16 protein-coding genes are annotated in these 14317 nt (G+C 67.1%); 8 read left to right on the top strand and 8 right to left on the bottom strand.

Going from position 1 to position 14317, the window contains the following annotated elements; genetic code table 11:
* Window positions 1–40 precede the first annotated feature (40 nt).
* A complete protein-coding gene (locus ABNK63_RS12785; protein ID WP_350015840.1) occupies window positions 41–589 on the bottom strand; it encodes a redoxin domain-containing protein in 549 nt (182 codons plus the stop codon).
* A 103-nt stretch (window positions 590–692) separates the two neighbouring features.
* Here ABNK63_RS12785 and ABNK63_RS12780 point away from each other — a divergent pair, with 103 nt between their 5' ends.
* The 4 genes from ABNK63_RS12780 (at window position 693) to ABNK63_RS12765 (ending at window position 4770) form a co-directional block, all read left to right on the top strand.
* The gene (locus tag ABNK63_RS12780; RefSeq protein ID WP_350015839.1) at window positions 693–2660 is read left to right on the top strand and encodes an ATP-dependent DNA helicase; all 1968 of its coding nucleotides are present in this window, start codon (window positions 693–695) and stop codon (window positions 2658–2660) included.
* 64 nt (window positions 2661–2724) lie between these two features.
* Complete coding sequence (locus ABNK63_RS12775) at window positions 2725–3093, top strand: VOC family protein (protein WP_350015838.1); 369 nt, start codon at window positions 2725–2727, stop codon at window positions 3091–3093.
* A gap of 32 nt (window positions 3094–3125) precedes the next feature.
* The gene (locus tag ABNK63_RS12770; protein WP_350015837.1) at window positions 3126–3563 is read left to right on the top strand and encodes a DUF4440 domain-containing protein; all 438 of its coding nucleotides are present in this window, start codon (window positions 3126–3128) and stop codon (window positions 3561–3563) included.
* A gap of 49 nt (window positions 3564–3612) precedes the next feature.
* Window positions 3613–4770, top strand: a complete 1158-nt coding sequence (locus ABNK63_RS12765) for a hypothetical protein (protein ID WP_007805669.1) — start codon at window positions 3613–3615, stop codon at window positions 4768–4770.
* 84 nt (window positions 4771–4854) lie between these two features.
* On the opposite strand, the gene ABNK63_RS12760 is transcribed toward ABNK63_RS12765, so the two are convergent.
* Together ABNK63_RS12760 and ABNK63_RS12755 are read right to left on the bottom strand one after the other, a co-directional pair.
* Window positions 4855–6099, bottom strand: a complete 1245-nt coding sequence (locus ABNK63_RS12760) for an MFS transporter (RefSeq protein WP_350015836.1) — start codon at window positions 6097–6099, stop codon at window positions 4855–4857.
* A 189-nt stretch (window positions 6100–6288) separates the two neighbouring features.
* Entirely contained in the window at window positions 6289–7188 is a 900-nt protein-coding gene (locus tag ABNK63_RS12755) for an AraC family transcriptional regulator (RefSeq protein ID WP_350015835.1), read from the bottom strand.
* A gap of 96 nt (window positions 7189–7284) precedes the next feature.
* Here ABNK63_RS12755 and ABNK63_RS12750 point away from each other — a divergent pair, with 96 nt between their 5' ends.
* On the top strand, window positions 7285–8028 hold the full coding sequence (locus ABNK63_RS12750) for an SDR family oxidoreductase (RefSeq protein WP_007805674.1): 744 nt from the start codon (window positions 7285–7287) through the stop codon (window positions 8026–8028).
* A gap of 135 nt (window positions 8029–8163) precedes the next feature.
* Here ABNK63_RS12750 and ABNK63_RS12745 read toward each other — a convergent pair whose 3' ends face one another.
* The 4 genes from ABNK63_RS12745 to ABNK63_RS12730 all read right to left on the bottom strand — a co-directional run bounded on the left by ABNK63_RS12745 (window position 8164) and on the right by ABNK63_RS12730 (window position 11379).
* Window positions 8164–8379, bottom strand: coding sequence for a LysR substrate-binding domain-containing protein (locus ABNK63_RS12745; RefSeq protein WP_238530885.1), 216 nt, complete (start codon window positions 8377–8379; stop codon window positions 8164–8166).
* Between the two features lie 91 nt (window positions 8380–8470).
* Window positions 8471–9622: a lipase family protein gene (locus ABNK63_RS12740; protein ID WP_350015834.1), complete on the bottom strand. Its 1152-nt coding sequence runs from the start codon at window positions 9620–9622 to the stop codon at window positions 8471–8473.
* A gap of 38 nt (window positions 9623–9660) precedes the next feature.
* Window positions 9661–10176 (bottom strand): DUF6795 domain-containing protein, encoded by a 516-nt coding sequence (locus ABNK63_RS12735; protein ID WP_202946787.1) that lies wholly within the window; start codon window positions 10174–10176, stop codon window positions 9661–9663.
* A gap of 294 nt (window positions 10177–10470) precedes the next feature.
* Window positions 10471–11379 carry a LysR family transcriptional regulator gene (locus tag ABNK63_RS12730; protein WP_350015833.1) on the bottom strand — a complete coding sequence of 303 codons (909 nt, stop codon included), beginning with the start codon at window positions 11377–11379 and terminating at the stop codon, window positions 10471–10473.
* A 127-nt stretch (window positions 11380–11506) separates the two neighbouring features.
* Between ABNK63_RS12730 and ABNK63_RS12725 the strand changes: the two genes are divergently transcribed.
* From ABNK63_RS12725 to ABNK63_RS12715, 3 genes are read left to right on the top strand one after another with little or no spacing between them, the layout of a single operon-like run.
* The gene (locus ABNK63_RS12725) at window positions 11507–11896 is read left to right on the top strand and encodes a DoxX family protein (protein ID WP_007805680.1); all 390 of its coding nucleotides are present in this window, start codon (window positions 11507–11509) and stop codon (window positions 11894–11896) included.
* A gap of 60 nt (window positions 11897–11956) precedes the next feature.
* A complete protein-coding gene (locus tag ABNK63_RS12720; protein WP_350015832.1) occupies window positions 11957–12769 on the top strand; it encodes a class III extradiol ring-cleavage dioxygenase in 813 nt (270 codons plus the stop codon).
* Window positions 12766–13470 (top strand): alpha/beta fold hydrolase, encoded by a 705-nt coding sequence (locus ABNK63_RS12715; protein WP_007805682.1) that lies wholly within the window; start codon window positions 12766–12768, stop codon window positions 13468–13470. The genes ABNK63_RS12720 and ABNK63_RS12715 overlap by 4 nt, the downstream gene beginning before the upstream one ends.
* A gap of 21 nt (window positions 13471–13491) precedes the next feature.
* Here ABNK63_RS12715 and lepB read toward each other — a convergent pair whose 3' ends face one another.
* Window positions 13492–14166 carry a signal peptidase I gene (lepB, locus tag ABNK63_RS12710; RefSeq protein WP_350015831.1) on the bottom strand — a complete coding sequence of 225 codons (675 nt, stop codon included), beginning with the start codon at window positions 14164–14166 and terminating at the stop codon, window positions 13492–13494.
* Window positions 14167–14317: the final 151 nt, after the last annotated feature.

The raw sequence follows: 14317 nt of genomic DNA, 5'->3' as shown, positions 1-14317 counted from the left end.
TGAACGATTGTCGCGGGCGCGGCCAGTGACGCCGAGCGGCTCAGGCCACCTTCCGAAGTCGACCGGCCGGCAGCAGCTGTTGCACCCGTTCCAGCGGAATGCGGTCGCCGGCGTCGCGGCCGTAGTACGCCTCGACGATGCGGCCGTGCTCGTCGATCACGAAGTCGGCCGGCATCAGGTTGCCGGTGTTGAGCCCGGCCAGGCCGACCAGGCGCATGCCCTTCAGCAAAGTCGGCACGCGCGTCACGATCGCCTTCAGCTTGCGCCACAGCGAGCGCTCGATGCCGTAGATCTCGTGCGCGCGCGAGGTCGGGTCGGCCGCCAGCGGGAACGGTCGCGGCCGATGTCCGGCGAAGCGCAGCACGTCCGCCTGCGAGGCGCTGAACACCGCCACGATGTCCAGACCGCGCGCGGCCAGTGCCGCGTGTTCGCTGGTCAGTTCGTAGATGCGGAAATTGCAGAACGGGCAGGCGGCGTCGCGGAAAAACGAGAGCAGGGTCAGTCGCCCCGCGCGATGGATCGCGATCGGACGGCCGTGGATGTCGACCAGGTCAAGCGCGGGTGCGGCGGCGGGTGCGAACAGTCTCACGTGGATTCTCCCTGGGGTGGTGTCAGGCAAGTTGATGCAGTGGAGCGCGCCAAGGTTCCGCCCCGGGTTTTGTGGCGCGTCGCCGCTCCGCCATACTTGCCGGATGACTGCCCTCGACGACACCGGGTCCGACGACCTCGACGCCCTGCTCGGTGCCGACGGCCCGTTCGCCCGCGAGCTGCCGAACTTCGCGCCGCGACTGGCCCAGCAGGTGATGGCGCGCGCCGTGCAGCAGGCGATCGCGGGCCGTGACACGCTGGTCGCCGAGGCCGGCACCGGCACCGGCAAGACCTACGCCTACCTGGTGCCGGCGCTGCTGTCGGGCGAGCGGGTGATCATCTCCACCGGCACCAAGGCGTTGCAGGACCAGCTGTATTTCCGCGACCTGCCGAAGGTGCGCTCGGTGCTGGACGCACGGCTGAAGACGGCCTTGCTGAAGGGCCGCGCGAATTACCTGTGCCTGTACCGGCTCGATCAGACCGTGCGCGAAGGCGCCACCTTCGAACGCGCCCAGGCCGCCCAGCTCGCCACGATCCGTGCCTGGTCCGCGCGCACCCGCCGCGGCGACCGCATGGAACTGGCCGAGGTGCCGGAGGAATCGCCGCTGTGGCCGCGGGTGACCTCGACCGCGGAGAACTGCCTCGGCGTGGAGTGTCCGTTCCACGAGGACTGCCACGTGTTCAAGGCGCGCCGCGAGGCGATGGAGGCCGACGTGGTGGTCGTCAACCATCACCTGCTGTTTGCCGACCTCGCGCTGAAGCAGGAGGGCTTCGGCGAGATCCTGCCCGGCGCAGCGGCCTTCATCCTCGACGAGGCGCACCAGATTCCCGAACTGGCCGGCCAGTTCTTCTCGCAAAGCCTCAGCGCGCGCCAGCTCACCGACATGGCGCAGGACGCGCTGACCGAATGCAGCGGCGTCACCGGCGCGATCGGCCTGCTGCTGGAACCGGTCGAGGCGCTGCAGGACGCGCTGCGCAAACTGCGCCTGGCGATGGACCCGCTGCCCACGCGCGGCGCCTTCGCGCTGCTGGAGGATCGCGCCGATGTGCGCACCGCGCTGCACGAGCTGGGCGAACTGCTGGCCACGCTGGCCGAGCTGCTCGCCTCGCAGGCCGAGCGCTCGCGCGGCTTCGCCAACCTGCACGAACGCGCCGCGCTGTTCAGCGAGCGGCTGGAGCGCATCGTCGAGACGCACGGCGACCAGGACGTGCGCTGGTACGAAACCTTTCCCCGCGGCTTTGCCTTGTACGCCACGCCGCTGGACCTGGCCGCGCCGATGCGCGGCCTGCGCGAGCGGACCCAGGCGGCGTGGATACACACCTCGGCGACCCTGTCGGTGGCCGGCAACTTCGACCATTTCGCGCGCCAGCTCGGCCTGGACGAGCCGCAGACGCTGAGCCTGGAAAGCCCGTTCGACTATGCGCGGCAGGCCTTGTGCTACCTGCCGTCGGGCTTGCCCGATCCCAACGCGCGCGACTACACCGAGCAGGTGATCGACGCCGTGCTGCCGGTGCTGCACGCTTCGAATGGCCGCGCCTTCCTGCTGTTCACCTCGCACCGGGCGCTGCGTCGTGCCGCCGAACTGTTGCAGGACAAGGTGCCGTGGCCGCTGTTCGTGCAGGGTACCGCGCCGCGCCCGCGCTTGCTGGAGGAATTCCGCGCCAGCGGCCACGGCGTGCTGCTGGGCGCGGCCAGTTTCTGGGAAGGCGTCGACGTGGTCGGCGAGGCGCTCAGCGTGGTAGTGATCGACAAGCTGCCGTTTGCCGCGCCCGACGATCCGGTGCTGATGGCGCGCCTTGCCGCGCTCGAACAATCCGGCATCAACCCGTTCATGGGCTGGCAGGTGCCCAGCGCGGTGATCGCACTGAAGCAGGGTGCCGGCCGCCTGATCCGCAGCGTGCACGACCGCGGCGTGCTGGTGCTGTGCGACCCGCGCCTCACCGGCAAGGGCTACGGCAAGCTGTTCCTCGCCAGCGTGCCGCCGATGCCGCGCACCCGCGAGCTGGCGGACGTGCAGGCGTTCTTCAGCGACGAGCCGCAGGTGACCGCGAAGGATTCCTCCCGGGCGTAGCGCAGCGAGGTCGAAGGGGATTACCCTGAGCCCGCCCACAACCCGATCGGGAGAACATCGCAACATGGCCAAGGTCATCGGACTCGGCGGCATCTTCTTCAAGTCGCGCGATCCCGCGGCGCTCACCGCGTGGTACGCGAAGCATCTCGGCCTCGATGCCGAAGCATGGGGTGGCGCGCGCTTCGTCGAAGACGAGCAGCGTCCGGGCTACACGCTGTGGTCGCCGTTCGCGGCCGATACCGAGTACTTCGGCCCCGGCCCGCAAGCGTGCATGATCAACTTCCGCGTCGACGATCTCGACGCGCTGCTGGCGCAACTGCGTGCCGCCGGTGTCGCGGTGGACGAGCGCGTCGAGCAGAGCGAGTTCGGTCGCTTCGGCTGGATCACCGACCCCGAAGGCGCGCGCGTCGAGCTGTGGCAGCCGCCCCGGTAAGCGTTCGTTTCCTGTCGCAGCGCAACCAGGCCATGAGCCCGACATCGCACCGCGACCGCGAGCGGAACGGCCATCCGGCGGAACCCGACCTGGTCACGGCCCCCGAACTGCTGCCCGTGCTGGAAGCCCTGCGTCGGCGCGAGCCGATCTTCCACCGGCCGGAATTCGGCAGCCGCCGCGCCGACTTCGAACGCATGGTCGAGGCGGATTTCTGGGAAGTCGGTGCCTCCGGCCTGCGCTACAGCCGCGCCCATGTCCTCGATGTCCTCGAACACCGCGCCCCCGATCCTGCCGAACACGGCTGGACAACCCGCGACTTCCACTGCCGCGAGCTCGGCCCCGACACCTACCTGCTCACCTACACCCTGGAGCAGGGCGAACGCGTGAGCCGTCGCAGCACGATCTGGCGACGTCGGGCAGATGACTGGGTGATCCTGTTCCATCAGGGAACGCTGGTGGCCGCGTCCTGAGGCGACCACCCCCAGCTGTTGGCGAACGCGAAACCGGTAGTCGCGCCCCATGCTTCCTGTCCAGGCGAAGGAGTTGCTGTCGATGATCCGCAAGCCCCGTGGTGCATGGCTGTTCCTGGCGTTTCTCGCCCTGAGTGCGGGGACGGCAGCCGCGCACGATGCCGATCCCGAGAACAAGGCGACCTCCACCGCCACGGTGGACACCGGCGTGCTGAAGGGCGCGCCGTACCGGGTGGACATCCCCGCGCACTGGAATGGCGACCTGGTCATGCAGCTGCACGGTTTCGAGCCGATCGGAACGCCGCGCCCCGCGCCCAGGCCACCCGGCGAGGAGGCGTCGCCGTTTCTGGCGGCCGGCTACGCGCTGGCGCAGAGCAGCTATGCCTCGCAGGGCTGGGCGGTGGATGACGCGCTGCGCGACAACGAGCGCCTGCGCGCCTGGTTCGTACGGCGGCACGGCCAGCCCCGGCATACCTACGTCGTGGGTTTTTCGATGGGCGGCTACGTCGTACTGGCCAGCCTGGAGCATCACGGCCGGCATTACGACGGCGGGCTGTCGCTGTGCGGTGCCAACGTGCCCGGCACACGCGTGTTCGACGACATCCTGACCTCCGTCGTCGCGTTCGACTACTTCTTTCCCCGCACGCCCGGCTTGCCGCCGGGTGGCCTCGCCGATCCCGCCGCGCCCGCGCTGGGCCAGATGGAAGTGATGCATGCAGTGGATGCGGCGTTGCAGACCGACAAACACGCCGCGCAGCTGCTCGCCACGCACCTGCACGTATCGCGCGAACGCCTGGCCGGTGCCATCGGCGTGCATTACCTGGTGTTGCACCAGATGCAGCAACGCGCCAAAGGCATGCCGGTCGACAATCGCGCCACGGTGTACGCCGGCTTCGGTGACGATGCGGCCTTCAATCGCGGCGTGCGCCGCTACGCCGGCGACCCGCAGGCCATGCGCTACCTGGCCGTGGCCACCTCGCTCAGCGGCAAGATCCACAAGCCGCTGGTGCTGCAGTACAACCACGATGACTTCCTCATCCCCGTGCGCTACCAGCCGGTGTATCCGGCCATGGTGCAGTCCGCCCACGGCCGCGCGCCGACCCTGCTGCCGTCAGTCGGCGAAGGCCATTGCGGCTTTGCGCCGGAGCAGATCATGCAGGCATTCCAGACCCTGACCCGCGAGGCCAGCGGCGGGCCCACGGGGTGAAGACGACCTCGCGCTGACTTCCTCCCGTCGTGGGCTCCACGGCTATCCCGGGCAGCGGCGCCGTCGAACGCCACGCCGCTCCCTTCAGTGCGGTGCCGGCCGGCTCCTGCGCACCCGTCGCGCCACCGGCACCAGCGCGAGCAACGACACGATCGCGAAGCCGGCGCCGGCGAGGAAGGTGGCGCGCGAACCGAACGCATCCCACAGCCCGCCGGCCACCACGCTGGCCACCAGCAGGGCCAGTCCGCTGACCAGGTTGAACATGCCGTACGCCGTGCCGCGCAGGTCGGTCGGTGCCGCGTCGGCGACCATCGCGGCCAGCAGGCCCTGGGTCATGCCCATGTGCAGTCCCCACAACGCCACGCCCAGCGCCAGTCCAGCCAGTCCGCCGACGAAGGCCAAGGCCAGATCCGACAGCACCAGCACCAGCACGCCAAGCGCGAGCAGGCTGCCGTGGTCGAAGCGATCGGCCAGCACGCCGACCGGGTAGGACGACAGTGCATACACCACGTTCAGCACCACCAGCACCAGCGGAATCAGCACCAGCCCCAGGCCCAGCTCCTGCGCACGCAGCACCAGGAACGCCTCGCTGAAACGGGCCAGGGTAAATACCGCGGCGATCACCACCACGCCCCAGTACAGCGGCGGCAGGCGCGCCAACTCGGCGCGCGACAACGGCGAACGCGCCCGCCTGCTGTTCCGGTCGCGCGGCGCATCGTGCACGCCGAACAGCACCAGCGCGAACGCTGCAAGGCCTGGCACCACCGCGAACCAGAACACCCGCGGGATGTCGTCGGCGGTCAGCCACATCAGGGCGATCGCCAGCACCGGGCCGAGGAACGCGCCGGTGGTGTCCAGCGACTGGCGCAGGCCGAACGAGGCGCCGCGCAATTCGGCCGGTGCCAGGTCGGCGATCAGCGCGTCGCGCGGTGCGCCGCGGATGCCCTTGCCGACGCGGTCCACGAAACGCGCCGCGACCACCCAGCCGAGCGTGCTTGCCAGCGGAAAGACCGGCTTGGTGAAAGCGGCCAGGCCGTAGCCGAGCGCCACCAGCAACTTGCGCCGTCCCAGCCAGTCCGACAGTGCGCCGGAGAACACCTTGGTGATCGCCGCGGTGGATTCGGCGATGCCCTCGATCATGCCGACCGCCAGCGCCGAGGCACCGAGCGTGCCGACCAGGTACACCGGCAGCAGCGCGTGGATCATCTCCGAGGAGGTGTCCATCAGCATCGAGACCATGCCCAGCGCCCAGATGCCGGGCGGAATCCGGCGCAGCACGGAAGGCGCTTTCACCGTGGCGCTGCGGGTTGCTTCCAGGGACTGGCTCATCGTGGTGCCTATCGGAATGTCGCGGGTGGCTCGGACCGCCTGGTGGCGGGCAGGGTGCAGGCGAGATCGTAACCGCCGAGATCGTAACCGCGCTTGCCTCAACTCGGGCATCCATGCCGATGCCTGGAGCGCGGCCGCTGCTGCGGCTACTTGCGGCAGCACACTTGCGTGATGCTCCTGCTCAGCCTTCTATCCTTGCGCCCGCGCATACCGCATCGGCGACTGCCCGACGTGGCGGGCGAAGGCGACGCTGAAGGTGCTGGCCGAACTGTAGCCGACGCGTTCGGCTACTTCGGTCAGTGCGCCTTCCCGGCGCCGCAGCAATTGCTTGGCCAGCGCCATGCGCCAGGCGAGCAGATAGGCCATCGGGGCGATGCCGACGGCGCGGCTGAAACGTTCGAAGAATGCCGAGCGGGACAGTGCCGCCGCTTTCGCCAGTTGCGCGACCGTCCATGGCCGAGCGGGATTTTCGTGCATTTGCCGTATCGCCTCGGCGAGACGGGTGTCGGCGAGGCCGTGCAGGAGACCGGGTGACGCAGCCGTCCCCGCGCCGGATCGAAGCGCTTCGATAAACAGCACTTCCAGCAGGCGGGAGAGGATGACATCGCGTGCGGGGCGACGGGCGCGGGATTCGTCGGCGACAAGCTGCACCACGGCAGCCCGCCTCTTGTCGTCGCGCACGTGCACCAGCCGCGGCAGCAGCGAAACCAGCAAGGCCACATCCGGTGAAGCGAAGCTGCAGTGGCCCACCAGCAATCGGACATCGGGCGGACCGGCAGGGTGGCCGAGCCGGAACTCGCCATCAGGCATTGGCATCGGCGGTGAGTCGACGTCTTCCGGGGTCAGCGCTTCCTGGCTGGTCATGGTGAAGTTCTGCGCCGCCGGGATCAGCACGAAATCGCCCGCATGAAGCATGATCGGCGCGTCGTCGTCGACCTTCAGGCGGCACGATCCGTCAATGACCACGCAGTAGAACGGCTGCCCGACTTCCTCGCGACGGACACGCCAGCGACCGGCGCCCACCACGACCTTGGAGAAGCGGGCGGCTGGCTGCAGCAGCGTGACAATCTCCGCAAGCGGGTCGATCATGCAGGACTCCTGCAAAAGAATAATGGACTGTCTATCATAGAAAGTCCTGACCAACCCGCCTATCGTTTCGACTCCGCCCACCATTACGGAGTCATCATGAAAACCATCCTGATCACCGGCTGCTCGTCCGGCTTCGGCCTCGAGATTGCCCGCCATTTCCTCGACCGCGACTGGAATGTCATCGCCACCATGCGCACGCCGCGCGAGGACCTGCTGCCCCGCTCCGCACGCCTGCGCGTGCTCCCCCTCGACGTGACCGATCCGCAAAGCATTGCTGCAGCAGTGGACGCGGCGGGGCCGATTGACGTGCTGGTGAACAACGCGGGGATCGGCGTGTTGAACGCACTGGAGGGCACCACCATGGACATCGCGCGCACGGTCTTCGAAACGAACACGCTGGGCACGATCGCGATGACCCGCGCGGTGCTGCCCCGGTTTCGTGAGCGGCGGGCGGGGCGCATCGTGAACATCACCTCCAGTGTGACGCTGAAACCGCTGCCGCTGCTTTCCGTCTACACCGCCAGCAAGGCGGCCATCAATGCATTCACCGAATCGCTGGCGCTGGAACTGCAGCCGTTTCATGTGCAGGTGAACCTCGTGCTGCCGGGGCGGGCTCCGGACACGGCCTTTGGCGAGAACGCACGGCCCCTGATGCAGGACGGCTTTCCCGAGGCCTACGACAGCTTTGCGCAGCGGGTTCTTGCGGAGTCGCGGCAGTCGTCCGAGATCACGCTGTCACGCGACGTGGCCGAAGCGGTGTGGCGTGCGGTGAACGATCCCGCGTGCCCGCTTCGCATTCCCGCGGGTGCGGACGCGGTGGCGGTGGCCGGGGTGCCCTGATCAGGGCCTCGCATGGCGGGTGCGGGTGACACGGCGTTGAATGCCGTCAGCTCCGCGCCGAACATCGCGCGCAAGCGCGCTCCTGCAGGCAAGGTGATTCGATCGCCGAAGGCGATGGATCACTCGGGGCGGCGATCACCGCGCCACATCCCACCCCGGCACCGCAAACGCATCCACCAGAAAATCCACCAGCCTGCGCGTCTTGATCGGCAGGTGCTTGCGCGACGGATACACCGCGTGGATGCCGAGCGTCATCGTGCTGTAGGTCGGCAGCAGTTCAACCAGGTCGCCGCGGCGCAGGTCGTCGGCGATGATGAAGTCCGGTTGCAGGATGATGCCCTGGTGGTCCAGCGCGGCGGCACGGCAGGTGTCGCCGTTGTTGGCGTGGATGCGGGCGTGGGTACGGGTTATCGCGAGTTGTCTGCCTCGGAGGTTTTCGCCATCAACGAACCATCAATTCAGCGGCGCGCAAGGCCAGCCTGGAAATGACCCGAAAGAGCAGGTCAAATACGTACTGCACGAACGCAACGGTGATATTCATCGTGGCGGTGATGGTGCGGCCCATGAAACGCATCGCTGCAGACATCAATTGTCGAATCATCCCGGCAAGCTTGATCGACTGCAGGGCGCCACTGTAGAGCAGATGTGCCAGGCGATCGACGATCGTCGCACCGCCCAGCAGTGCGAGGCCTACGCCGTGACCTATCTGCTTCAATATCCAGTCCAGCGAGGACAGGATCATTCTCAATGCCGTGGCCGACAACATGATACTCGGCCCACTGACATCCGCGGCAGCAGCAAGCCAGACTTGAGCAGCTTCGAGGCTGCCCAGCGACGCCTCCCGGATAGGTAACCCGATCCATCCGAGCGACCCTACCGAGTGCGAGTATGTGGTCATCGAATGTGCGGCGGCGCTGATCACCTTGCCGGGCCCCTTCATGGCATAAGCACGGGATCCATAAGGTGCATGGCAATACGGATAGACAGGCACCATCGGCACCAGGTCCGTGTCGTGATATACGCGAAAGATGTTGTTGGTACCAAGCTTGTTGGTCAGATATTCAGCGTGCTGTCCTACCCCGGCGCGAGGTGCGCCGAAGGTGTACAAGATCAGTCGGCAGCCGGTATCGCCGAGACTATCCGCCAGCAGCGTCGCGATCGCGCCACCGAGACTGTGGCCCACAAGATGGATGGTCGATACATTGCGACCACGCAATGCCGACCTTACCTGCGGAAGGATGGTTTGCGCGGCCGCCCAAAATCCTGAGTGAACGCAGAACCCGCTCGGCCCATTCACGCCGCCCAGCCGCGCATTGGTCATCCAGTCGCAGGCACTCAGCATAAATGTTCCTCGAATCGACACGAGGCATTCGCCTTGCCTGGCACCCTCGCCCCATGCGACGTAACCGAACCCGGTGGTTTTATTCAACGGCGCACCCAGGCCCGTGGTTCCTGTCAACCTTGTGGCGTCGAGCAACCGAAAGGCGTGGCGGGTCAATGGCGCGGCAGCTGCCATGCGACGCATGTCCGTGGAGTCGCGGAGTGTGTAAGCGCTACTGGCGATTTCGGCTGAATCGGCAGGTGAAAGTTCCATGAGCCTGGCTCCCATTGCGTGGTGTTGTCTTGCTGGCGTCAAACAGCCTTGCAGATTCCGTAATGCTTTCCTTCAAAGTCCGGCTCGCGAGAAAGTTCGCACTGCAGACGAAGTGGGTGGCCGTCCAGCTCGGAGTTGAGCTCATAGCTGTTCTTCGTATGGATCCATGCCTCGTACTCTTTACCGGCGTACGTGATGATGATCGTCTGCGTGATCACCGGTTCATGCGGCACGATTCTGCTAAGGCCCGCTCGTCGTTCGACTATCGCAAAATGAAACCGGCCCGATGAATCGCTCAATGCTCGTTGCACGGGCAACTTCTCGTCAAACAACCTCAATTCCTGCCGAATCTCCGCCTCCTCCACTGGCGCGCCATCCTTCAGCACTACGCCAGACACGGGCGAAAACAACACCAGCGAAGTAAACAGACCCATTGCACTTCCCCCGGAAATAACCAGCAGCAAAGCGGCGGCAACCAGCAGGCGATGCAGAATGCTCCGCTTCCTGCACTTTCTCGCCTCGCGTGCGCCGACCGTAGCGTTTGGCAATGGCACGTAGGCGTCCCCGATAGCTGCGGATGCGGTTGATCTTGCCTGCCGCACAAGCGCCGTGCAATCCCGGGGAGACTGAGAAATGCAAGTCGGGTTCACTTCCTGCAAACGATATAGCTGATGCCCTGCCGGCCGCTGCGAACAATGGACGTTATCGCGAGATAGGGTCCACACGAAAACCGGGGCGAGGGAAGTTGAGCAGGACGAAACCCGATGAGACTGCATGTTGGAGTGTCCACTTCTGGGCGAAGTCGACACTCGCCCGACTGGCAAGATCCCGCCTCAGGTCGCCACTGATCACCGCGCCACATCCCACCCCGGCACCGCAAACGCCTCCACCAGAAAATCCACCAGCCTGCGCGTCTTGATCGGCAGGTGTTTGCGCGACGGATACACCGCGTGGATGCCTAGCGTCATCGTGCTGTAGGTCGGCAGCAGTTCGACCAGGTCGCCGCGGCGCAGGTCGTCGGCGATGATGAAGTCCGGTTGCAGGATGATGCCCTGGTGGTCCAGCGCGGCGGCACGGCAGGTGTCGCCATTGTTGGCGTGGATGCGGGCGTGGGTGCGCACCACGACGGGGCTGTCGTCGGGCGCGGTGAAGGTCCATTCGTCGCGGGCGGCGAAGTAGCTGTAGGAGATGACCTCGTGCTGGGCCAGTTCGGCGGGGTGCGTGGGCGTGCCGTGCTGCGCCAGGTAGGCCGGCGATGCGCAGGCGATCATGCGGGTGGTGGCGAGTCGCCGGCTGACCAGCTGCGAGCTGGGCAGGTTGGTGATGCGCACGGCGAGGTCGTAGCCCTCCTCGACGAGGTCGACGACGCGATCGCTCAGTTCGATGTCCAGCGACACTTTCGGATACCGCTGCGCGAAGCGTCCCCATAGCGGGGCCAGGTGCAGCACGCCGAAGGTGAGCGGCGCATTGATGCGCAGCCTTCCGCTGGGCTCGCCGCTGCGCGAGCTGATTTCCGATTCCGCCTCGTCGGCCGCGGCCAGCAGCTCTTTCGCCCGGGCGAAGAACAGCTGGCCATCGTCGGTCAGCGACAGTCGTCGCGTGGTCCGGTGCAGCAGGCGCGCCCCAAGACGTTGCTCGAGTTCGCCGACATGGCGCGACACCGCCGCCTTGGACAGGTCGGTGGCCTCGGCGGCGCCGACGAAGCTGCCGGCTTCGACCACCGCCACGAAGCTGGCCATTTCCTGGAATTTGTCCACGGCACGGTCCCTTTGTCTCGATTTGCGGAACAGTAAGTCAATCCAGATCCAGTTTATCGGTATTCCTTTGGCGAATAGAGTGTCTTCCATCAACTCGCTCCATCACCCCATCACCAAAGGACTTGTCATGAACGCCTCGCTTGCGCTGTTTGGCCGCATCGGCCTTTCGCTGATCTTCATCATCTCCGGCTGGGGCAAGATCGCCGCCTACGCCGGCACCCAGCAGTACATGGAATCCGCAGGGTTGCCGGGCGCGCTGCTGCCGCTGGTGATCGCGCTGGAACTCGGTGGCGGCCTGGCCATCCTCACTGGCGCATTCACCCGCTGGATCGCGCTGGCGATGGCCGCGTTCTCGCTGGTCAGCGCCGTGGTGTTCCACGCCCACTTCGATGATGCCGCCCAGGCGATCAACTTCTGGAAGAACGTGGCGATGGCCGGCGGCTTCCTGATGGTCGCCGCGCACGGCGCCGGCGCGCTCAGCCTCGACCATCTGTGGAGCAAGCGCCGCGACGCCTGAGTTCCATCCTGCAGTTCACGCAACGGGCGCTTCGCGTCCGTTGCCCATGGAGAAAACACCATGATCACCGCCCCTTCGCTGTTCATCTCCCACGGTTCGCCGATGTTCGCGCTGGAACCGGGCCTGCTGGGCCCGAACCTGCGCGCCATCGGCCAGGCGCTGAGCGGCATCACCGCCGTGCTGGTGGTGTCGCCGCACTGGCAGACGCGGGGCGTGCGCATCGGCAGCAGCGCCGCGCCGGAAACGATCCACGACTTCGGCGGCTTCCCCGAGCCGCTGTACCAGTTGCAATACCCCGCGTCGGGCGCGCCCGCGCTGGCGCAGGATGCGGCACGCCTGCTTGCGTCGGCGGGTTTTGAAGTGACCGTCGACGAACGCCGCGGCCTCGACCACGGCGCGTGGGTGCCGATGCGCTATCTGTTCCCCGACGCCGACGTGCCGGTGTTCCAGGTGTCGCTGCCGCAGAGCATCGATGCGGCCGGTGCCCTGCGACTGGGCCAGGCGCTCGCGCCGCTGCGCGAGCGCGGCGTGCTGGTGGTCGGTTCCGGCAGCCTCACCCACAACCTGTACGAATTCCGCCAGCACATCCGCGATCCGGAGTACGCCCGGCAATTCGTCGGCTGGGTTCGCGACGCGGTGGCCTCACGCAACGTCGAGGCGCTGCTCGACTACCGGCGTCGTTCTCCGCACGGTGAACGCGCGCACCCGACCGAGGAGCACTACCTGCCGCTGCTGGTCGCCGTGGGCGCAAGCTCCGCGACGGACACGGCACAGCTGGTCGAGGGCGGCATGACCTACGGCGTGCTGTCGATGGATTCGTTCGCGTTCGGTTTGCCCGATGCCGTGCAGTCCGCGCTAGGGAAAGCAGCATGAAGACCTTGTCGCCGTTGTCGAACGATCCGGCCTTCGCGCTGGCCTTCCGCACCTTGCAGCCGCCGCCGGCACAGCCGACGTCGCTGCTGGTGCTGCTGCACGGCGTGGGTGGCAACGAGAGCAACCTCGCCGCGCTCGGCGCCGAGGTCGACAGCCACACGCTGGTGGTGTTGCCGCGCGGGCCGATCACGCTGGGCCCGATGGCGTTCGGCTGGTTCCGCGTGGCCTTCAGCAGCAACGGTCCGCAGATCGTGGCCAGCGAAGCCGACGCCAGCCGTCGCATCCTGATCGACTTCATCGGACAACTGCAGCAGGCCCACGGCATCGACGCGGCGCACACCGTCGTGGCCGGCTTCAGCCAGGGCGGCATCCTCAGCGCCAGCGTGGCGTTGACCGCGCCCGAACGCGTCGCTGCATTCGCCGTGCTGGCCGGGCGCATCCTGCCGGAGCTCGAGCCGCTGCTGGCGAGCGCGGACCGTCTGTTCGCCTTGCGTGGCTACATCGCGCATGGCACGCACGACGACAAACTTCCGGTGAGCTGGGCGCAGCGCAGCGATGACTGGTTGACCCGCCTCGGCGTCGCCCACGAGACGAAGCTCCATCCGACCGGCCACGAACTGGATGCGTCGATGCGCGCCGACTTCCTGGCCTGGCTGGCCCGGGACGAGCAGCGCGGAAGCCGATTCGATCCGGCGAATTAATCCCTGGCCGTACGGCCAGGGTCAGTGCAGCGCGGCGCCGAAGCGATCCCCGCGCGGCAGGTAATGCTGTTGCGGGTCCAGCGAGACCAGGACGTGGTGCGCGCGGCCGACGATCTCGCCGCGGGCGAAGAAGCCGAAGTAGCGCGAGTCCATGCTGTTGTCGCGGTCGTCGCCGAGCAGCAGGTACTGGCCGGGCGGCACCCTGGCCGGGCCGAAGTTGCTGAGCGGACTGGGGTGACGGTTGGACAGGCGGATCGCGTGGCGCAGCGCGCCATAGCGTTCGGTTTCGTAATGCGCGGGATCGCTGAGGTCGTCGTGGATGCCCTGATAGCCGCTGGCCGCGTAGCTGGCCGCGCGGCCGTTGATGAAGAGCACGTTGGCGCGCATCGCCACCTCGTCGCCGGGCAGGCCGACCACCCGTTTCACCAGGCGCTCGTGCGCGGCCGGCGAATCCAGCACCACGATGTCGCCGCGTTGCGGATCGGCCAGGTGGTGCAGCGAGACATGGGTCAGCGGCAGGCGCACGTCGTAGGCCAGCTTGTCGACCAGGATGCGGTCGCCGATGCGGATGGTCGGCTGCATCGAGCCGGTCGGCACCACGTTCCAGTCGGCCACCGCGCTGCGGAAAACCATCATGCACAGCATGAAGGTGATGAAGCCCCGGTTGCGGGTCAGAAAGCGGACGAGCCTGTGCATGCGGATCTCCGGTCTTGTCATATGGGCAGTGCGATGCGCCGACCGCGCCGGCACCTCATGGTGCCTGACCGCGGCCCGGTGATGAAGTTTCAGGATCGGGCAGGCCGGTGCCGAAGGTCATAGAATGCACGCGCACGACGGAGAGCACGGC

Source organism: Rhodanobacter sp. IGA1.0 (genome assembly GCF_040208325.1).
Taxonomy (GTDB): domain Bacteria; phylum Pseudomonadota; class Gammaproteobacteria; order Xanthomonadales; family Rhodanobacteraceae; genus Rhodanobacter; species Rhodanobacter spathiphylli.
The sequence above is the reverse complement of the archived record's forward strand: the minus strand, read 5'-3'. Positions and strand labels throughout refer to the sequence as shown.